Raw genomic sequence first — 20,712 nt, 5'->3', positions numbered from 1 at the left:
AAAATATACTATTACGTTATCTTACCTGTATAATTTAATTTTAGATTAATTATTAACAACTGCCTATGAGTATATAAAAGAAAAAAAATACCGCTTTAAAAAAGTTTAACCATTAAAAAAAAATAAAAATTATGACAAAAAAAACAATACCCATTTTAATATGCTTGCTTCTCGCTTTAATTTCTAATGCCCAAATTACAAAAGGTAATTGGATGGTTGGCGGAAGTGGATATTTTAATAATTCTAATGCAAAAAATTCTAATGGTGACGAAATTCAAAGTAGCACAGGTTTTGCAGTTCAACCAAATTTAGGCTATTTTTTTTATAACCGATTTGCTGGAGGATTAATGGCAAGCTATAGTTATGGAAAAACTAAAGGAGGCAACTCTAATTCTGGTTTGGGCGTCGGACCTTTCATTAGGTATTATATCTTAAAGCCAGAGAAGATAATAAATTTTCTGTTAGAAGCAAATTATTACTATGGAAAAGATTTCAATAAATCTGATTATGTTACCAATTATGGTTTTAAAGCTGGACCAGTAATATATTTCAATAGCAGTGTTGGTTTGGAATTGTTAGCTAAATATCAACATGTTTTTTATAGTTCAGACTCATTTACATCAAATAGTTTTCAAATTGGACTAGGTTTCCAAATACATTTAGAAAAATAACTACTAACCAATTATTTCAAAATCTTCTCAATTTCTTCCAATTCATCCTCAGAAAAATTCAAATTATTTAAACTTTCAATATTATTATGCAATTGATTTACAGAACTTGCACCAATTAAAACCGACGTAACTCGATTGTCTTTTAATAACCAAGAAAGCGCCATTTGTGCTAAAGATTGATTGCGTTGTTTTGCAATTTCATTCAGAGCACTAATTTTTTGAATTTTTTCTTCCGATATTTCTTCCAATTGCAAATGCCCATTTGGGTTGAAAGCACGCGAATTTTCGGGAATTCCTTTCAGATATTTATCGGTTAACAATCCTTGTGCCAATGGAGAAAAAGCAATGCAACCAACACCTTTTTCTTCTAAAACCTCCAACAATCCATTTTCTGGTTCGCGAACAAACATCGAATATTTCACTTGATGAATCAAACATGGCGTTCCTAATTGCTTGAGAATTTCGGTAGCTTTTGCAGTTTGCTCTGCATTGTAATTAGAAATTCCGGCATAAAGCGCTTTTCCGCTTCTCACGGCATAATCCAAAGCCATCATTGTTTCTTCCAATGGTGTTTCGGGATCAAATCGATGTGAATAAAAAATATCGACATACTCTAAATCCATTCGTTTCAAACTTTGATCTAAACTGGATAGTAAATATTTTCTCGAACCCCAATCGCCATAAGGTCCATCCCACATTTTATAACCAGCTTTGGTAGAAATTACAAGTTCGTCGCGAAGATTGCCTTGAAAATTATTTTTAAGAATTTTGCCAAAATTACTTTCTGCCGAACCTGGAATTGGTCCGTAATTATTAGCTAAATCAAAATGCGTAATTCCTTTATCAAATGCTGCTTTTACAATGTTTTCACCATTTTTAAAATCATCAACCGAGCCAAAATTATGCCATAATCCTAACGATATTTGTGGCAATAATAAACCGCTTTTTCCTGTTCTGTTGTATTTCATTATTTCTATTTCAACTCAAAACTTCCTTCCAAACCATTTTCAGAACTTCCGCCAACCATAATTTTGAAAGTCCCAGATTCTACCAGATAGTTTCCATCATTATCAAAAAATCCAAGTTCTTTATCGGACAATGTTAAAGTAATGGTTTTTGTTTCACCTTTTTTCAATTCGACCAATTCAAATCCTTTTAACTCTTTTACTGGTCGAGCCAAACTTGCAGCAACATCGTGAATGTACAATTGAACAACTTCCTTTCCGTCGTAATTTCCAGAATTTGTCACTTCAACAGAAACCGAAACCACTTCACCTTTATTGAATTCCGATTTATTAATTTTTAAATTTTTATAATCAAATTTTGAGTAACTCAATCCAAATCCAAACGGAAATAAAGGTGTTTTTTCCACGTCTGTATAATGCGACCAAAATACATTTTTATCAGAATTTATAGGTCTTCCAGTAGTATAATTATTATAATAAATTGGACATTGACCCACATTTCTTGGAAAACTCATTGGCAATTTTCCACTCGGATTGTAATCGCCATAAAGCACTTGTGCCACAGCATTTCCTGTTTGTGTTCCAAGTTGCCAAGCTTCAACAATGGCTGGAATTTTTTCGGCTGCCCAAGGCAAAGCCAATGGTCGTCCATTATTTAAAACTAAAACTATATTCGGATTTACTTTATAAATTTCTTCCAATAATTCTTGCTGATTTCCTGGTAAATTCAAGTCGGTTCGGCTTCGTCCTTCGCCAGTTTGAAATCCGTGTTCGCCCAAAACCATAACTACAACATCGGCAGTTTTGGCTACATTTTTAGCTGCTTCAAATCCGCTTTTATCCGTTGTATTAAAGACTAATTCGTCAACAAAAGTGGTTTTTCCAATGGTTACATCAGTTCCTTTTTCAAACGTTAACTGATTGTCTTTATAGTGTTGCATTCCTTCTAGAACAGAAACCGCTGTATTATCATCTGAAGCAATTCTCCAACTTCCAAGCGGACTCGTTTTATCATTTGCCAAAGCACCAATCAAAGCTATCTTTTGACCTGATTTTTTTAATGGTAATAAATTCTTGTCATTTTTTAAAAGTACAATCGATTTTTTAGCCATATCCAAAACAGCATCATTATTGGCTTTGCTTCCAATTACCGCTTTTTCTCTAGCTTCATCACAGTATTTATAAGGATCATCAAACAAGCCTAATTCAAATTTTACACGAAGAATTCTGCGTACCGCATCATCAACCAAACGCTCTTTTACTTTGCCCGATTTTACCAAATTCACTAATTCTGCAACATAATAATGTGCTTCCATATCCATATCGGAACCAGCAATTACGGCTTTTGCAGTAGCATCGGCAGCATCTTTTGCAAAACCATGATTCACCATTTCACGAACCGATGCCCAATCGGAAACTACAAATCCGTCAAATTTCCATTTTCCTTTTAAAATATCTCTTTGCAAAAACGAACTTCCAGTGGCAGGAACGCCATTTAAAATATTAAACGAATTCATGTAAGTGCGAACTCCAGCATCATTGGCAGCTTTAAACGGTGGCAAAACAATATTATAAAGTGTCGAATTACTAATATCAACTGTGTTGTATTCCTTTCCTGCTTCGGCAAATCCGTAGGCGGCAAAATGTTTGGCGCAAGCCGCAATGGTAGTAACTTTCAATAAATCTTCTTTTGTTTCGCCTTGGAAACCTTTCACTCTAGCGTAAGCAATTTTACTTCCAAGGAATGGATCTTCGCCCGAACCTTCCATAACTCTACCCCAACGTGCATCGCGTGCAACATCCATCATAGGTCCAAAAGTCCAGTTAATTCCAACTGCCGACGCTTCGTCTGCAGCTACTTGTGCCGATTTTTTTATGGCTTCCAAATCCCAACTTGCTGCTTCCGCCAACGGAATCGGACTCAAAGTTTTGTATCCATGAATCACATCAAAACCAATTATTAACGGAATTCCCAAACGTGTTTCTTCAACTGCAATTTTTTGAACAGCACGAACATTTTTTACGCCACGAACCGTTAGCATCGAACCAACCCAACCTTTTCGCAAATGTTCATATTTGGTTTCGGCATCGCCTCCTTTTGGAGCTGGACCAGTTACTTCCCAAAAGCCGTTGTATTGATTCATCTGTCCTACTTTTTCTTCAAGTGTCATTTGTTTCATCAATAAATCAATGCGCTCTTCTGTGGGTTTTGTCTTGTCTAAATGAGGTTTTTTCTGTGCGTTCATAGTTGTGATTGCAAAAAGAGTAAATAGTGTAATGGTGGTTATTTTCATGGTTTTTATTCTGAAATAAAGGTTGATGCTGGTAAATTGGCTTTATTGAACAAGTACGATTGTGCAATATTTGTCCAAGCAAACCGTACTTTTTTTGGATTTTTTACCTTATTAGAAGTCAAAATTACTGTATTGTTTTTGATTTCGGCTTTCGCCAAATAATAGACATCATCCGAACCTGCAATTTCAAATTGATCGGATCTTTTATCTTTAAAATACAATCCGTCTGAGTAATCAAAACGTACTGCAATTCTATTTTTATCGATTGTAATGTCCTTAAAAAGTGGTCCGTTTACTAGATTCGAATTGGTTTTGTAGGTATTTGCTAAAGCCAAATTTGCCAATCGAATTCCAACCGATTTTTTGTTTTTGGGATGAATATCATCTGTTGTCGAAATATCACTCGTAACTGCCATTCCTGTTTTTGGAACTTGTAATGTTCGTCTTTGAAAATCCCTTACTTGCGCGCCACCAAAATGATTTTCACCATAGTTATAAGGTGCAATTTGAACAAAATAAAACGGAAAATCATCGTTCCAAAGTGTGCGCCACGACGAAATTAAGGTCGAAAAAGTTTTGTCATAAATTGCTGAACCGACATTGCTTTCGCCTTGATACCAAATCGTTCCAGCAATTTTAAAACCTACCAATGGATTAATCATAGCATTAAAAACACGTGATGGTTCAACCGGACAATATTCGTTGGGTTTATAATCGGCGGTTGCTTTTAACAATTCTGGTTCTTTTTTAAAAACCGTTTCAGGCATCCAAACTTCGGCAGACGTTCCACCCCAATTGGAAGAAATCAATCCGATGGGAACATTTTTTAAATCTTCTTGCAATCGTTTAGCAAAGAAATAACCTACAGCACTAAAATTCTTCATGGTTTCCGGTGAACATTCGATCCAGTTTCCTGATAAATTATTTTGTGGAGTTGTAGCCGTTTGTTTTGGAACTGTAAAAAATCTTATTTTGGAATTATTTGCATTTTTCACTACTTCATCGCCATTTTCAATTCCCCAATTTGCCGACATTTCCATATTGGATTGACCAGAACAAAGCCAAACTTCGCCAATTAAAATATTATTTAAAACTACTTCATTATAACCTTTAAAAAGTATCGAAAATGGTCCGCCTTCTTTTGGTGTCGGAATTGTAATTTGCCAATAAGCATAGCTATCGGCAGTGATTTTGTATTCTTGATTGTTCCAACTTGGAGTAATTTTTACTTCTTCTTTAGGATTTGCCCAACCCCAAAATTTTACTTCAGAATTTCGTTGCAAAACCATATTATCAGAGAAAATAGTTGGTAAAGTAACGTTCGCCATTATCGAATTTGAAATTATAAATACCAATAAAGAAAGTCTATTTTTCATCTAATAATTTTTTAAAAAATGATTCAAGTTGTTGCGCCATAACTTTATGATCTTCAATGTCTGGATGCGAGCCACAACCTTTTGGTTGCATGGGTTGGTATTCAAACAAAGCTATTTTTTTATGTTTTTTATCCTTCTTGAAAGCGGCAATTACTTGTTTCAAGCATTTTACCAAAGTTATATTTCGCTCACCAGAAACCATTGGACTGTTTAGCAAAACGATTCGGGCATTTGGTGAATGTTTGTAAACTGTTTTAATAAATTTAATGTAATTCGAAACGTATTTTTCTTCATTAAAAGGTAGTCTAGGTTTAACGCCATCGCCATCAGACAAATCATTTGTACCTAAACAAATACTTACTAAATCAGGTTGGAATTTAAAATCATAAGGTTTAGCATCGTTTTTATTTAAGTATAATTTTTCATAAACATCTGGCATTATAGCTTCGTCTTTGTGCTCATCGTTCCAGTTGCGGTACATGCCAATTCCAGAAACCGAACTTAATAAATAATCGGCGTTTAAGGTTCTTGACAAAATTGGTCCGTATGCCCAATAGGCGTTATGTTGGTCGTACCATTCGCCTGTGCCACACGGAATTTCTTTGGTGTCATTTCCCATACCGCAAGTGATGGAATTTCCAATAAATTCGATTTTCTTTTTCTTGATGTGCTTAATTTCTGATAAAACTGCTGTTGTGCCGTCAAATAAAATACCTCCATTTGATGCTTCGGTTGCTTTATAAATAGTGAGATTATGTTCTTTTAAATCTCTTGAAATTGTTATTGGATAGGATTTTGTTTCGCCTTTTTCAACTTTTAATCGTCCAATATAGTCGCCATCTAAAACCAAAGAAACATAGTTGTGATGTTCATAGGAATCGACACTTTTTAAAGATACAGCACATTTTGCTCCAGTAAAATTGAATGAAATTGAAGAAGCCGAACCAATAAGAGTAGTTTTATTATTTCCAAGATGTTCCATGCGTCCGGCGTAATCATAAACCTGAATTTCTTGAACAAGTTGCTGTGCAGAACCAATTGAAATTGATAAAAAGAAAATTAAAAGGTATTTATTTTTGAAATTCATAATTTTAAAAGTATATAAATAATACAATCGTAAAATTACAACTTAATAGTCAAGCACACTTATACAATAATGTCAAATGATGGTAAAAAAAAACTGTAAACAAATTAAAATCCATTAAATTTACAGTGCTAAAATTGCAACCTATGAAAACCCAATCCTATAAAAATCACATCAGATATTACACACCGCATCATTTTGTTTTTTATCCAATACTACTAGCATTTCTATGTTTTTCAATTTACTTCAGTTTCACTAAACCCGAAAAAGCACTTTGGATTTTCATTAGTGTCTTATTTATATTTATGTTTTGCTTGGCGTTTATGCTGCGACAACATTATGCCATGACGCTTCAAAATAGAATTGTAAGATTAGAAGTAAAATATACTTATTTCACATTAACAGGTAAGCGATTTGAAGAAATAGAACATCATTTTACTGACAGTCAAATTTTCGCTTTAAGGTTTGCATCTGATAAAGAATTTCCAATACTAATTGAAAAATGCCTGCATGAAAAATGGTCTGGTGACGAAATAAAAAAAGCAATACTAAACTGGAAAGCCGACAAGCATCGCGTTTAAATTATATAAAAAAAACAATCATTTTCACTTTCTCAGTGCAACACCAAAAGGAAGATTTGGTTAAGTTCGTAAATTCGTTATAGGAACTTTATCCTAACCTGATTTGTCTAACGGTTATACCTATCCAGCCATAAGTACGTCTTGGGCAAGGAACATCTGGACACCACAAACAGGCAAAAATGGCGATGGCTGGCAATACACTTTCACCGCAGATAAAATAAAAGGATTCAAACAAACGCACCAGCCATCGTCTTGGATACTTGATGGACGGTTTTGTTTTAAATGCCTAACCATAAATTCTTATTCTCATTTCTGAAGTTAAAATTTTAATCTTAACTCCTATTGAAAGCCAAACTAAATATCCAATCTCAAAATCTAATTTCCTATTTAAAACATCCTTTTAAAAAGCACTAAAAGACTCTAAATTTGTAAGGAATTCAAATTTTTTATCCTAGTGTTACAAAGCAAGAGACATAACTTCTAGTGTCTTTATATGTTTTAACAGCTTAAATAGTACAACAATAAAAAGCATTTTTAAAACTATAACTCTAAAAATCAAACAACTAACACGTTATGTGGAATAATAATTATACGATAGTAGTAGGTTTATGATTCAAACTATCGATTAATAGTACATTTACACGATAAAAGGCGCATTTTGTATTTTTTTGTAAGATAAAGTATCTAAAAGACAAAGCCTGCATCGCGCTTAATACTCCCCAATCTATTATGAGAACACTAGTACATCTTTTGATCAAAGGACGGTCAATTAGCGCTCTATTGCGAGCTAAAATGCTTGTTTCTTCCTATACCATCTTGTTTCTTTTTTCAATTGCTGCGATTTCTGCAAATGGGATGCGAAAAACCAATAATCTAAAACCCTTAAAATTGTTTAAAACTTCGGTCTTGCTATCTAATGCAACAGTAGGTTCAGGAGGCAATTATGCCACTTTAAAAGCAGCTTTTGATGCAATTAATGCCGGAAGTATTACTGGAGCAATTACAATTCAAATTGTAAGCAGCACAATAGAACCTGCTATGGCTAGTTTAAACGCTAGCGGTACTGGATTGGCTAATTACAATTCGGTTTTAATTTATGCAACAGGAACTGGCTATTCAATTGGTGGCAATATAGCCAATCCTCTTATCAATTTAAATGGTGCTGACAATGTGATTATTGACGGAAGAGTTAACGCTACAGGCACAACAGCCGATTTATTGTTTACAAACAGCAATACTGGAGTCAACGCTTGTGCTTTAAGGTTTACCAATTCTGCAGAAAACAATAGCATTAAATATGCGGCTCTTGCGGCTTCTGGTCTAAGTTTAGGAACGGCTGTCATTACGTTTTCAACTTCGGCGTCTGGGAATGGAAATGATACCAATATCGTAGAATTTTGCAACGTAACTAATGCAGGTGGAAATAGACCTTTTAACGCCATCTTAAGCATAGGAAGTGCAGGTCGTGAAAACAGCGGAAACAGCATTCGGAATAATGCGCTGTTTAATTTTATGAACAACAATAATAATTCCTTTGGTGTAAATATTTCTATCTATAGTTCCGATTGGAATATTATCAACAATAGTATTTATGATTCTGCTGCACTGGCACCAACCGGCAGTTATACCTATGGAGGAATTCGTATTGCCACACCCAATATGCATACCGTGAGTGGAAATTATATTGGAGGAAGTCAACCTTTTTGTGGCGGAACGCCGTTAACAATGAACTCGAGTTACGATACCTATTTCAGCGGTATTTTTATAACCGGAAATACTACAACACCTCCTTTAATTCAAAACAACACCATTCAGAATTTTAATTATAGTAGTACAAGTGCCAATCCTTGGGATGGTCTTTACTTATCATCGGGTAATGTTTCTTTTCTAGGAAATACAATTGGTGCACCTACAGGAACAAATGCTATTGTTGTTACAACACCAAATGCTACAGCAACTGCTACAATAACGGCTGGTGTTTTAACAGCGATTAACTTGGTTGGTGGAGGTAGTGGGTTTTTAACAGCGCCTACAATTACTTTTACACTTTCTGGAAGCACAACTCAAGCTTCGGCTACTGCTATTATTTCTGGCGGAGTCGTTACAGGATTCACAATTACTAACGGAGGTGCAGGCTATACTAGTACGCCCAATGTAAACGTGAATGGTTCTGGTTATTCAACCACACATGGCATACGTTGCTTAAACAGTGGGAATGTTACTATTGAAAACAATACTATTGGTTCTATTACCACAATTGGAAATGTTGCCTACTCGCATTGTTTCGAAGGTATTGTCATTAGTGGTTTTCCAACCTCTATTATAACCATCAGTAATAATTTAATTGGAAGTCTTAGCACCGCCAATAATATTAAAACAAGTTCGCCAGCAACCAATTCTGTTTTTAAACAAGACCTTCGTGGTATATTTGTAAATTCTGCTGTAAATCTTGTCACAGCTTCCGGAAATACCATAGCCAATATGACAAGTGCTTACAACGGAATCTCAACTTCTAAAGCAGATGGTATTTGCTCTAATGGCGATAACAATGTCATTCAAAACAATACCATTAGAGACATTACTGCTTGTATGAATAGTATAACTGTAAGAGGAATTCAGCAATACGTTACTACCGCTGGCACCAACCAAACCTTAACAGGCAATACCATATATAATTTATCAAACACCCATCCAACGGCTTCTTCAGTAGTGATTGGAATTGATTATAATGGTCCAACTACAGGAAACAATATTGTTTCGGGAAATTTTATATATGGGCTATCGGCTACTTCTTCTAACGTCCTGTGTGAGATGGATGGCATTATGCTAGGCAATGGACTTACTACTGCTGCCAATAACATTATCAATCTTGGCTCTAATCTAACTGTAGGCTATAAGATTTATGGAATTAATGACAACAGTTCGCCCACTGCAACAAATAACAACAGTATTTACTTCAATTCGGTTTATTTATCAGGTTCACTATCGTCTGGGGTTACTTCCGCAACGGCAGCTTTATGGAATACCAATTCAACTGCAACCAGAAACTATAGAAATAATATTCTAATGAATGTTCGCTCTGGTGGCACAACTGGTAAACATTATGCCATTCGAATAGCAGGCTTAAGTGGTTTAACTATTGATTACAATGACTATTACGCTACAGCAGGTTCTTTTGCAGGTTCTTTTGCAGGTAGCGACAAGACTACTTTGGCTGCCTGGAAATTGGCAACACTACAAGATGCCAATAGTTTAAATACCAATCCTCTTTTTAACAATCCCGGAAGTGCCAATCCCTTAAACTATTATACTTCTGCTATTTTGACTGGTGCAAACGGAACAGGTGTAACAAACGATTTTACAGGACTTGCCAGAAGTGCTACGCCAAAAATGGGTGCGCTAGAAATAACTGCTTACGTATGGTCGGGAGCAACAAGTACAAATTTTGCAACAGCATCAAACTGGCAAAATGGCTTGGTTCCTCCCAATGGTTCTGACATCTCATTTGCCGCTGCACCTTTTAACAATTGCATGCTAGATCAAAACAGGACACTTAGAAATATTACCAATACCCAAGCAACTTACAAACTGTTACTTAATGGAAATCAACTTACGCTTCTCGGGTCTCTAATTTTTTCAAATAATGCTAAGTTAGAGGCAATAACTACTTCTTCTAGACTAGTTTTTGAAGGAACGGCTTCTCAAAATATTCCTTCCGGTGCCTTAGTCAGCAACACAATGAACAGTTGCACACTAAACAATACTAACGGATTAACGCTAAATGATGACATCACTATAGCTCAAACAGCAACACTAACCAATGGTGCCTTAGCAATAGGAACGCACTCGCTTACCTTGAATGGAGACATAAACAGCACAGCAGGATCCTTAACTGGCGGAAGCTCAAGTAGTATTGTTGTTGGCGGAAATGGAACAGCCAATTTTCCTTCAGTCATTCTAAATAGTTTAACGGTAAATAGAGCATCAGGAATCAACCTTATAGGTTCGGTTTCAGTGCTAGGCACTTTGGCTTTAACTTCAGGAACAATTGCCATTGGAGCAAACACCTTGACAATTTCTGGCAATTCACCAACGCGCGTAAATGGTGCTATTGATGCAAGCAACAGCGATGCAACTTTGCTTTTTTTAAATACAGTTCCCATTTTACTTCCTCCATCAATTTTTGCAACAGCGGTAAACAATCTAACCCTAATTGGTTCTGGAGGCATAACTTCACAAGGCGATTTTGCGCTTAATGGTGTTTTAAATTTGGCAAGCATTAACCCTTCGGCTACTAAAGGGCTTTTGGATATGTGGGATGGAACAACAGCTAAAACTATTACGTTGGGTATTAACGCTATTAATATCGGACCTGGTGACACCACTGGAATTAATGCCCGAACTTCTTTTACTCCTGGAGTGAACTATACTTTGGGAAGTCCGTTTATGAAAGTCTATTTCAATAACATTGGTACGTTACCAAGTCAATTGAGCTTAAAATTAAGCATCGGAACAAATCCTTCATGGAGAACTGGCGCAATAAATCGCGAGATAGAAGTGATTCAAACTGGTGCTGTAGCAACAAGCGGTATTGTTTCTTTTCATTATCTAGATAGCGAACTAAACGGTAACAATGAAGAAAACATGGTGTTGTGGGTCAAAATAGGAAATATAGAATATGGCAGTTCTGCTTTTAATGCAGTGGACAACTGGAACTCACTTTCAAATGTAAATGTCGCCTTCTTTTCATCCTCTTTTGATGAAACTAAAAATGTAACCTTAGATGAATTCAGCACTACTAATACCTTAACTTGGAATGGATCGGTATCTACATCTTGGACAACAGTTCAAAATTGGACACCAAACGTCGGACCATCAGCTACAAAAAACATAGTAATACCTGATACAGCCACCACAACTTATGCACCTATTGTACCTTCAATAACCGATGTAAAATCGATTACCATAAGTACCGGAGGCGTTTTGAATTCAGTCGCTGCTGCACAATTAACACTTGAAGGAACCAATGCCTGGAATAATAATGGTGGAACTTTTAATGCGAGTACAAGTACTGTTATTTTTAATAACGTTGCAGCAACCATGTCGGGAACAACAAATTTTTACAACTTAACCATCAACAGCGGAAAGTCACTTGCTATGACTCAGGATTGTAATATCCGTATTGCAGGAGCTATGATCAACAATGGTGTATGGAATACCTTGGCATCGGGTTCGGCTTTCGTTGAATACAATGGAGCAGCCCAAACTATTGTCAACCCAAATGGAGCCATAGCAGGTTACTCTAATCTTATTCTTAGTGGTAGTGGTACTAAAACTATGGCATCAGCACTAGGAAACATACATGGTAATTTTAGCCTTGCCGATACAGTAACAACATCTGCTGCATCTGCTTTAACTATTGGTGGAAATGTCGCTATCGGACAAAACGCAACCTTTAATACAGGTAATTTCGACCATATCATTGCCGGTAATTTTGATGATAGTGGTACTTTCAACGCTGCACTAGGCCATACTATTTCCTTAAACGGAACTTCGCCACAATCAATATTAGGAACATCGGTAACTACTTTTGATCAGCTAACCATCAATAACAACAGTGGCGTCACCATGGATGAACCCACAAATGTGAACACTTTGCTTACACTTACAAACGGAGTCTTCAAAATTGACAACACACTCGGAATTTTGGGAACTATAACAAAAATTTCAGGTTCTCTTGAAGTGAGTCCAGTTTCGTCTCTGAATATCGGCGGTAGTGGCGCGATGGTTTTTGCAAATGATTTATTTAGTACGCAACCAGCTTTAAACAATCTTACAATCAACCGTTCAGGCGGACTTACTTTGGGTCAAGATATGACTGTAAATGGGGTATTAAATTTAACATCAGGCAATCTAACTATTGGCAACAATAACCTAATAATAGAAGCCACAGGTTCTATCGCGGTAGTTGCTCCAAGTGCTTCAAAAATGATTATAGCCAGTGGTTTGGGAGAAGTAAGAAAGATGATGATTACAGGAAGTTCATTTACGTATCCAATTGGGGATAATACAGGAACCTCCGAATATTCTCCGATTACAATTACACTCGCTGACGATGGCGCGGCAAATAATTATTATGGCGTAAAAGTGACCAATGCAAAACATCCAAATAATGCCAGCACCACAGATTATTTAAACCGATATTGGAGCTTGACACGATCTGGAAACAATCCTCATATAGCAAATGTCGCTGCTACCTATACTTCATCAGATAGTGTAGGGATTCAAACAAGTATTTCAGGAGCAAGCATTACAGGTAATTTTAACCAATTAAATAATCCATGGATTAAATACAATGCTTTGTCGGGAAACACTATTACTATAAATAACATTTCTTTAGCGTCAAGCCAAACTACAGTATTCTCAGGAATTAAAGGTGCCAATCCAACAGTTAGCATATTGGGAACTGGAATAGTTTGCAGTAACGCTAATGTACCTTTGGATACTTCTGTTACAACCGACACACCAGTTGTTTACAATTGGTCTCCTCCCAATTTTTTAAGCAGCACTACCAGTGCCAACCCTAGTGCAACTAACATTACTGCAACAACTAATTATACAGTTACAGTAAGAGATGGTAATGGTAGCACCGCAAGCGCCAACGGCACAATAAGTATGGGAAATACAACCACTTGGACAGGAACATGGGACAATGGTATTCCCACAAGCACTAGTACTACTGTAATAGCGGCCAATTATACTGCGCCAACTTCTATTACATGTTGCTCCTTAACAGTCAATAATAATGCTATCGTTGTAATTCCATCTGGATTTACAGTAACTATTAATGGTGCTCTAACTGTGAATTCGGGTAGTTTTACACTTGAAAATAATGCCAATCTAATGCAAACCTCCAATACAGCAAATTCTGGAAACATCATACTGAAACGCTCCAGCTCAGCACTAAAAAGATTAGATTACACCTTATGGGCAGCACCAGTAGATGGGCAACAATTGCAAGCGTTTTCGCCATTAACATTAGCAAATCGTTTTTACAATTATGATTCATTAACTAATTTATATTCCGTTACGGTTCCCACAGCTAATTTTGAAACAGCCAAAGGATACCTAATACGACTGCCCAACAATCATCCTCTTGCAGCAACACTATGGAACGGTGTCTTTACCGGCGTTCCTCACAACGGAAATTATTCCTATCCTATGAATGCCGGAGACGCAACACACCGCTTTAATTTAGTGGGAAATCCCTACCCTTCACCCATAAGCATTGCTGATTTTGTAGCGGCCAACACTAGTACTATTACTGGAACATTATATTTTTGGAGAAAAACTAACAATGCCGCTAGTCCATCCTATTGCTCCTGGACAGGTGGAACTTTTGTAAACAATGGAGAAGCTCAAGTAGTCGATCCAAATGGCATTATTAGAACAGGACAAGGGTTCTTTGTAGAAGCTAAAGCTTTGGCTAATGCAGTTACTTTCACTAATGCACAAAGAACGTCTAATACATCCAATCAATTTTTTAAAAATTCTAACGAAGAACTAAACAGAATTTGGCTGAATGCAACCGATACCTCAGGCGCTTATTCACAAATGGAAGTGGGTTATGTTACTAATGCTACCCAAGGTCTTGATTATTATGATGGCAAATATATTAATGATGGTGCTATTGAATTTTATAGTTTAATAGACAATGAAAAATTAGTCATTCAAGGACGTGCGCTACCATTTGGCGCAAGTGACATTGTTCCGTTAGGTTTTAAAACCAGTACAGCAGGTATATACACAATTACTTTGGATCATGTTGACGGATTGTTTTTAGGAAACCAGACTATTTTTATTAAAGACAACTTAACAGGAACACTGCAGGATATAAAATCGGGATCCTATTCATTTTCTTCTCAAACAGGTGTTTTTGAAAATCGTTTCGAAATTATTTATACAACCCCATTAGCCAGTCCAACCATACCACAATTAGAAAATCAAGTGATTGCTTTTAAAAGCAATGATAAATTAATCATCAAAAGTGCCTCTATAGCCTTGGAATCTGTCAAAGTTTTTGATAGTAGAGGACGCATGCTAGCAGATGAAAAATCGATTAATGCAACAGAAATTCATTTAAATGGAAAATGGGCTAACAGTGTTTTAATTGTACATATAAAATCGGTCGATGGAAATAGTGTAGTAAAGAAAGTGTTATGGTAATAAAACTAGTTCCTTTGGTAATATATCAAAGCTGGTAACGCATCACCTCTTATTATTTAACTATTTGAAAAACAAAAATTAAAGTAAATTTAAAAGTAAAAGGCAAGCTCTATAGTTTGCCTTTTTTATTTGAAAGTATCTTAAAGCGAAAAATAATTAACAAATTAAACACCAATTTCACAAGCCTTCACCATATAAAAACATTCCCTTCCAACCCCAAAACGCACTATTAAATTCCCGAATCCAACACCATTACATTAGTTTCAATAAATTTTATACAATACGTTTGCGAGTCAAATCCTTCATTACACAACCGCAATGAACCAGCAACAAAACCAACAACGGATAAAATCCATTTACCGCATGCTGTTAGAAATCGCAAATGGAAATCTCACCTATCGAATAGTAGTGGAGCGAGATGATCCGCAGTTTGAGGAACTAGCAAAACTGCTCAACCAGGTAGCCGAAAAATTACAGCTATTCGAATACTCAAGTCCCTACAAGAATAGTAAATTTGATATAGTAGCATCAAACGATACTGCAGTCCTCATTGTTCAAAAAGTAATTGATTACATTCAAAATCATTTAGAAGAGCCGTTGCCTTCTTCCAGAATGCTATCAAAAATGTTCGGCACAAACGAATTCACTTTAAAAGATAACTTTCGAAAACTTGTAAAAACCAGTATTTATCAATTCTATAATGAAGAAAGACTTAAAAAGTCCCATGTTTTAATAGAGAAAACCACCATTCCTTTAAAAGAAATTGCCCTACTAAGCGGCTTCACTAATTACACCAACTTCTACAAAGCATTCAAAAAAAAATTCAATTATCCTCCCAGCGAACTCAACCGCAAGAATGCCGATTTATAATAATATTCCGTTTTTTACTTACAAATATTCCCAAATTGAAATACCATAAAGATTTCATTTATAGAATTTTACACTACTAAAAATTCACATAATGAAAGCGAAACCTTCTTTTAAAAAGTATTTTATTGAGATTACTACTTACCTTTACATACTTCTTTTTACTTATGCTGCCGTTAGTAAAGTGTTAGATTTTCAAGTCTTTCAAATCCAATTAAGACAATCGCCATTACTAAGCTCCTTCGCCGATTGGGTTTCTTGGTCAGTTCCAATGATAGAAATAGGCATTGCAGTACTACTATTCTTTCCTAAAACAAAATACGTAGCACTTCATGGCGCCTTTGTACTTATGATAATGTTCTGTGCTTACATCTACATCATAATAAATTACAGTGCTTTTATTCCTTGTTCATGTGGAGGAATTCTTGAAAAAATGAACTGGGAGCAACACCTAATTTTTAATGTATTTTTTGTTCTTATAGCTGCAATAGCAATTGTATTTTATACTAAAACCACCACTAAAACCTTAATAATAGTAGTTAGTAGTGCAGCAACAGCTATAGGAGTGATGACGCTACTCTTCGTAGTTTCAGAAAACAAATTGCATTACAATAACAACTTCACAAGAAGATTTCAGCAACATCCTATAAAACAAGTAGCCGACATTGACCTAGAGGTCAATTCGTACTATTTCGCAGGAACAGATAAAGACAAAATATATTTAGGGAATACAACCACGCCTTCTTTAATGACCGTGATAGACACAGCTCTCAAAGTAAAAAAGAAATATGTAATCCAATTAGACAACAGCAAACAACCGTTTCGCTCCATTCAAATAAGAGTTAAGCCACCATACTTCTTTGTCCTTGACGGAACAGTACCTTGCATCTATAGAGGGAACATAAACGACTGGAAAGCCAATCTTATTTTTAAAGGAAAGGCCTACTTTGATTTGCCAATAATAATAGACATTACGCACATAGCTTTTAGAACCATTAATCCCAAAACAAAAATCAATATTTTAGGAAGCCTTGCATTAGAAAATCCTAAAACAACAAAATACAATGCAAAACTTTTACAAAAACAAATCGACGGTATTTTTGATACCGATGGCACCTTAAGTTACAGCGAAGAACTTCATAAAATAGTGTATACCTACTACTACAGAAACCAATTTATAGTTGCTGACAAAAATCTAAAATTAGACTATCGCGGCAAAACAATTGACACAACTCAACGGGCAAACATCAAAGTAGCCACGCTTCGAAAACAACAAGAAACCAAATTAGAAACTCCTGCTAGTATTGTCAATAAAAATAGCGCAATATGCAAGAACCTCCTTTTTATTAATTCCGATGTGCCAGGACGTCACGAATCTCAAGCAATGTGGAAGCAAGCAACAGTGGTCGACGTATATAATATTTCCGACAAAGCCTACTTATTCAGTACTTACGTCTACAATGTTGACAGAAAAAAAATGAAAAGTTTTGCAGTTACCAACAACCACCTATTTGCATTAATCGGAAACCATCTAGTAGCCTACCGCTTAATGCCTGCTGTCAAAAAAGAATTTCAATCTAAATAATATACTTGGCCAGTATCAGGATGCCGATCGAAAACCTGTAGAAAAAAGTAGATCACTTTATTTAATTTAATATTTCGTATTATGAAAAGTAGATTTTCAAAATGGATGATCTTGCCAGTGCTTGTTTTTACATTCGCTATCGCAAGTGCTTTTACTACCAATGCAGCGCACAATAGTAAAGCAAAAACAATGGCGGTTCAAGGATGGATTCAACATCCCGGTAACCCATGTACAAGTTCTATTGAGTGTAGTGACGTCGTAGATGTTATTTGTACCGCACCAACTGGAGAACAACTGTTCGCTAAAGACGAAACAGGAGATTGTCCAACACTTTTGTACAGACAAAAATAGCTTTAAGCTAAAAAAAGCAACGCAGTCCAAATGACTGCGTTGTCTTTTTATTCAATACCTTCTTTAATCCATCCAGCTAAGGGCTCATTTTTCAAATAATAACCAAACCAATCAGTTATCCTACTCGTTAAATCCTGCTGATGTGCTGCAATTCCCAATACATGAGCCTCTTTTGGATAAATCAGCAGTATATTGGGCTTATTAAGTCTTCTCAAAGCCAAATGAAAAGCAATACTTTGATAATAATGCACCTGCCTGTCTTCTTCGCCAACCCAAGAAAACAAGGGAGTTTCAACTTTTTCGGCATGCCATAATGGAGAATTGGCTACATAAGCTTCTTTATCTTCATAAAACGATTTGCCAATACGCAATTGTTGCTTTTCATACCGCCAAAACTCTGGAGTGCCTCTATTCCATCCAACACTAAAATAACCACTTACCAAGTCGGTAAATCCCGAACTTGAAATAGCAGCAGCAAACAGTGACGTTTGTGTTATAATAAAATTGGTCTCATAACCTCCAAAAGAATGACCTATCAAACCTATCCTGCTTCGTTCTACCAAGCCGCGCTCAATGATAGCATTTGTTGCAGAAACCACACAATCTACAGCGGAATTTCCTGCCTTTCCTTGTTCATAAACAATATCAGGCAACAATACAAAGTAACCTTTAGTTACCAAATTAGTAATATTAAAACCAATCAAATTATACTCTGATGGATTCTGATACACAGAAACAAAGTGAGATTGCAATTGATAAATAGAAACAATCATAGGATACTTTTTAGTAGCATCATAACCTGCTGGATAAAAAAGTGCTCCTTTAAGTTTTGTTCCTTTGGAATTAGTATAATAAACAAGCTCCGATTTACCCCATAAATAATGGGCTTGTTGTGTATTACTTTGTACAATCACTTGGGCAGGAACAGTTATATCACTTTTCAAGACCAACCTTGGCGAAACATCATAGTACTGTTCTCTATAAACATAAACAGGAGCATCACAAGCTTTTACCAATTGGTCAGCAGTCAGTAAACCATACACCAATGGCTGAACACCTCTTTTTGCTTGCCATGTAAAATAACCTGAGGACAAATCTGTACCACAACTAGCCTTAAGAAGCATACCTTCTTTCAAAGATACAACAGGACTAATTCCACCATCATAACTCGACAGAACTCCTTTAGCATCCTTATCAAAAACAACTTGAAACTTCAACTGTTTTGCGCTACCATCAGTAATTCTCTCACTGGTTTTTCCGGGTACAATATTCCATAAATCAAAAGAATCATAAATCAAAACCGAAGCATCGTTTTCAGTCCAACCTGCAACACCACTAGCTTCAGTTTCAAAAAACTGATTCTCAGCATCAACAAAAGAAACAGGCAACTTTTTGGTTAAAGCTACATGTGTATTTGTAGCTATAACATAAGCATACCATTGAGAGTCTCTAAAATACAGAACGTACTTGCCACCAGGGGAAATCAGAAGGGAATGCAAAGCAATAGTCTGTTGAGGTAAAAACAACGTCTTAACTCCTGTAGCCAAATCAGTAATATAATAATCTGATAATGCATCATAAGACCCTAAAGTTTTTCCCTGATAAGGATTAAAAGTAATGGCATATTTTTGGTCGCCATTCAATACAAACTTAGGCAGCAAATTAGTAGTTATAGGCAGAAATTTTTGCTCCATCGGAAACCAAACGCCAGCTTTCTCAATCTTCTTCCAACCATCTAATTTATGCTTTAAAGGATATAAAAGGGTGTCATTAGCATTCCACTGTTGTACATCACTTTGCTTAATTGCTTCTTTTACAATGAGCATAATTCCAAAAAATACGCGCGCACCATCATCCGAAATAGACAAAGCTACCTTGCCATCACTCGACACAAACATATCTTGTGGAAAAGTATCAAATTCATCAGAATCAAATTTATAAAGGCGATGCATTTTAAAGGAATAATAACAAACACTACGCTTAACGTTTGCCAAAGTAGAATCCTTTTTTATCTGAATAAAAGCAACAGCCGTTCCGTTTTTATCCCAAACAGCCTTAGTATAGACAGCTTGAGAATCTTCAAGAAGCACCTGCGACTGCAACGCCTTCAAATCAAAAACAAAAACAGCAGACAATCCATCAGAAGAAAAACACAAAACCTGCGTGCCCATCGAATTTAAGACAGCTTTATAAACACCTTTCAGAGCTCCAAGCAACAAACCATCAAGGGTTCTTATTTCAACCCAACTTCTTTGGCTATTTTTACATTGCAATACCAAACAATCAAGTTTTTTAGACAAAAAATAAGACGTTACATTCTCCAATAAATGCTGACTTCCATCCTTCAAATTCTGAATTTGCAAACGATTATCTGGCAACATACAAACAAAATACTGCTCCTTTTTAAAACTCGAATCATAACCTTTAACAAAGGAATAAAGTCTAGAACCTTTAGTTTGTTTTACAAACAAAGTATCGTTTCCAGAAGCATACTTCATTTTATAGCTTACCCAACCTCCAACATCAGAAATACCTTCTGTTTGTAAGGTACTCCACAAGGAATAATCTTTTACCTCAAGTGGTTTTTTTGTCAAAACCTGCCCCATTACAGGGCAGGCAACTAACACAAAAAGTAGTCCGAAATTTCGGAACATTACTGTCTTTAAGGCAAAAATTAAGGAACTTATTTTTGAGACTATTGTTGTTTCCATT

Annotated in this window: 12 protein-coding genes; 7 read left to right on the top strand and 5 right to left on the bottom strand. The window is 35.9% G+C overall.

Annotated features, from left to right (window positions below; all coding sequences use genetic code 11):
• Positions 1-131 precede the first annotated feature (131 nt).
• Positions 132-671: a hypothetical protein gene (locus ACH2CG_RS08540; RefSeq protein ID WP_395064159.1), complete on the top strand. Its 540-nt coding sequence runs from the start codon at positions 132-134 to the stop codon at positions 669-671.
• Positions 672-682: 11 nt separating this feature from the next.
• Here ACH2CG_RS08540 and ACH2CG_RS08535 read toward each other — a convergent pair whose 3' ends face one another.
• The 4 genes from ACH2CG_RS08535 to ACH2CG_RS08520 are packed head-to-tail and all read right to left on the bottom strand — an operon-like array spanning position 683 to position 6,393.
• Positions 683-1,639, bottom strand: a complete 957-nt coding sequence (locus ACH2CG_RS08535) for an aldo/keto reductase (protein WP_395064157.1) — start codon at positions 1,637-1,639, stop codon at positions 683-685.
• A gap of 5 nt (positions 1,640-1,644) precedes the next feature.
• Complete coding sequence (gene bglX / locus ACH2CG_RS08530; protein ID WP_395064155.1) at positions 1,645-3,930, bottom strand: beta-glucosidase BglX; 2,286 nt, start codon at positions 3,928-3,930, stop codon at positions 1,645-1,647.
• Between the two features lie 5 nt (positions 3,931-3,935).
• On the bottom strand, positions 3,936-5,306 hold the full coding sequence (locus tag ACH2CG_RS08525) for a sialate O-acetylesterase (protein ID WP_395064153.1): 1,371 nt from the start codon (positions 5,304-5,306) through the stop codon (positions 3,936-3,938).
• A complete protein-coding gene (locus ACH2CG_RS08520) occupies positions 5,296-6,393 on the bottom strand; it encodes a GDSL-type esterase/lipase family protein (protein WP_395064151.1) in 1,098 nt (365 codons plus the stop codon). Before ACH2CG_RS08520 ends, ACH2CG_RS08525 begins: the two co-directional genes overlap by 11 nt.
• Positions 6,394-6,536: 143 nt before the next feature.
• On the opposite strand from ACH2CG_RS08520, the gene ACH2CG_RS08515 reads away from it, so the two are divergent.
• The 6 genes from ACH2CG_RS08515 to ACH2CG_RS08490 all read left to right on the top strand — a co-directional run bounded on the left by ACH2CG_RS08515 (position 6,537) and on the right by ACH2CG_RS08490 (position 18,000).
• Entirely contained in the window at positions 6,537-6,971 is a 435-nt protein-coding gene (locus ACH2CG_RS08515; RefSeq protein WP_395064149.1) for a DUF6526 family protein, read from the top strand.
• Between the two features lie 103 nt (positions 6,972-7,074).
• Complete coding sequence (locus tag ACH2CG_RS08510) at positions 7,075-7,287, top strand: hypothetical protein (protein WP_395064147.1); 213 nt, start codon at positions 7,075-7,077, stop codon at positions 7,285-7,287.
• A 413-nt stretch (positions 7,288-7,700) separates the two neighbouring features.
• Positions 7,701-15,197, top strand: a complete 7,497-nt coding sequence (locus tag ACH2CG_RS08505; protein ID WP_395064145.1) for a hypothetical protein — start codon at positions 7,701-7,703, stop codon at positions 15,195-15,197.
• Positions 15,198-15,515: 318 nt separating this feature from the next.
• A complete protein-coding gene (locus tag ACH2CG_RS08500) occupies positions 15,516-16,067 on the top strand; it encodes a helix-turn-helix domain-containing protein (protein WP_395064143.1) in 552 nt (183 codons plus the stop codon).
• Between the two features lie 91 nt (positions 16,068-16,158).
• Positions 16,159-17,649, top strand: coding sequence for a MauE/DoxX family redox-associated membrane protein (locus tag ACH2CG_RS08495; protein ID WP_395064141.1), 1,491 nt, complete (start codon positions 16,159-16,161; stop codon positions 17,647-17,649).
• 81 nt (positions 17,650-17,730) lie between these two features.
• Positions 17,731-18,000 (top strand): DUF6520 family protein, encoded by a 270-nt coding sequence (locus ACH2CG_RS08490; protein WP_395064139.1) that lies wholly within the window; start codon positions 17,731-17,733, stop codon positions 17,998-18,000.
• A gap of 47 nt (positions 18,001-18,047) precedes the next feature.
• Here the strand turns inward: ACH2CG_RS08490 and ACH2CG_RS08485 are convergent, their stop codons facing one another.
• Positions 18,048-20,711, bottom strand: a complete 2,664-nt coding sequence (locus tag ACH2CG_RS08485) for an alpha/beta hydrolase family protein (protein ID WP_395064137.1) — start codon at positions 20,709-20,711, stop codon at positions 18,048-18,050.
• Between the last annotated feature and the right edge of the window lies 1 nt (position 20,712).

It is taken from the genome of Flavobacterium sp., from assembly GCF_043778725.1.
Classification (GTDB): Bacteria; Bacteroidota; Bacteroidia; order Flavobacteriales; family Flavobacteriaceae; genus Flavobacterium.
This window is presented reverse-complemented; position numbering and strand designations above follow the sequence as displayed.

Coding starts and splice junctions, on each gene's coding strand:
- ACH2CG_RS08535 (WP_395064157.1), bottom strand. CDS start 1,639: ATGAAATACAACAGAACAGGAAAAAGCGGTTTATTATTGCCACAAATA.
- ACH2CG_RS08525 (WP_395064153.1), bottom strand. CDS start 5,306: ATGAAAAATAGACTTTCTTTATTGGTATTTATAATTTCAAATTCGATA.
- ACH2CG_RS08520 (WP_395064151.1), bottom strand. CDS start 6,393: ATGAATTTCAAAAATAAATACCTTTTAATTTTCTTTTTATCAATTTCA.
- ACH2CG_RS08515 (WP_395064149.1), top strand. CDS start 6,537: ATGAAAACCCAATCCTATAAAAATCACATCAGATATTACACACCGCAT.
- ACH2CG_RS08540 (WP_395064159.1), top strand. CDS start 132: ATGACAAAAAAAACAATACCCATTTTAATATGCTTGCTTCTCGCTTTA.
- bglX (WP_395064155.1), bottom strand. CDS start 3,930: ATGAAAATAACCACCATTACACTATTTACTCTTTTTGCAATCACAACT.
- ACH2CG_RS08500 (WP_395064143.1), top strand. CDS start 15,516: ATGAACCAGCAACAAAACCAACAACGGATAAAATCCATTTACCGCATG.
- ACH2CG_RS08505 (WP_395064145.1), top strand. CDS start 7,701: ATGAGAACACTAGTACATCTTTTGATCAAAGGACGGTCAATTAGCGCT.
- ACH2CG_RS08485 (WP_395064137.1), bottom strand. CDS start 20,711: ATGGAAACAACAATAGTCTCAAAAATAAGTTCCTTAATTTTTGCCTTA.
- ACH2CG_RS08490 (WP_395064139.1), top strand. CDS start 17,731: ATGAAAAGTAGATTTTCAAAATGGATGATCTTGCCAGTGCTTGTTTTT.
- ACH2CG_RS08495 (WP_395064141.1), top strand. CDS start 16,159: ATGAAAGCGAAACCTTCTTTTAAAAAGTATTTTATTGAGATTACTACT.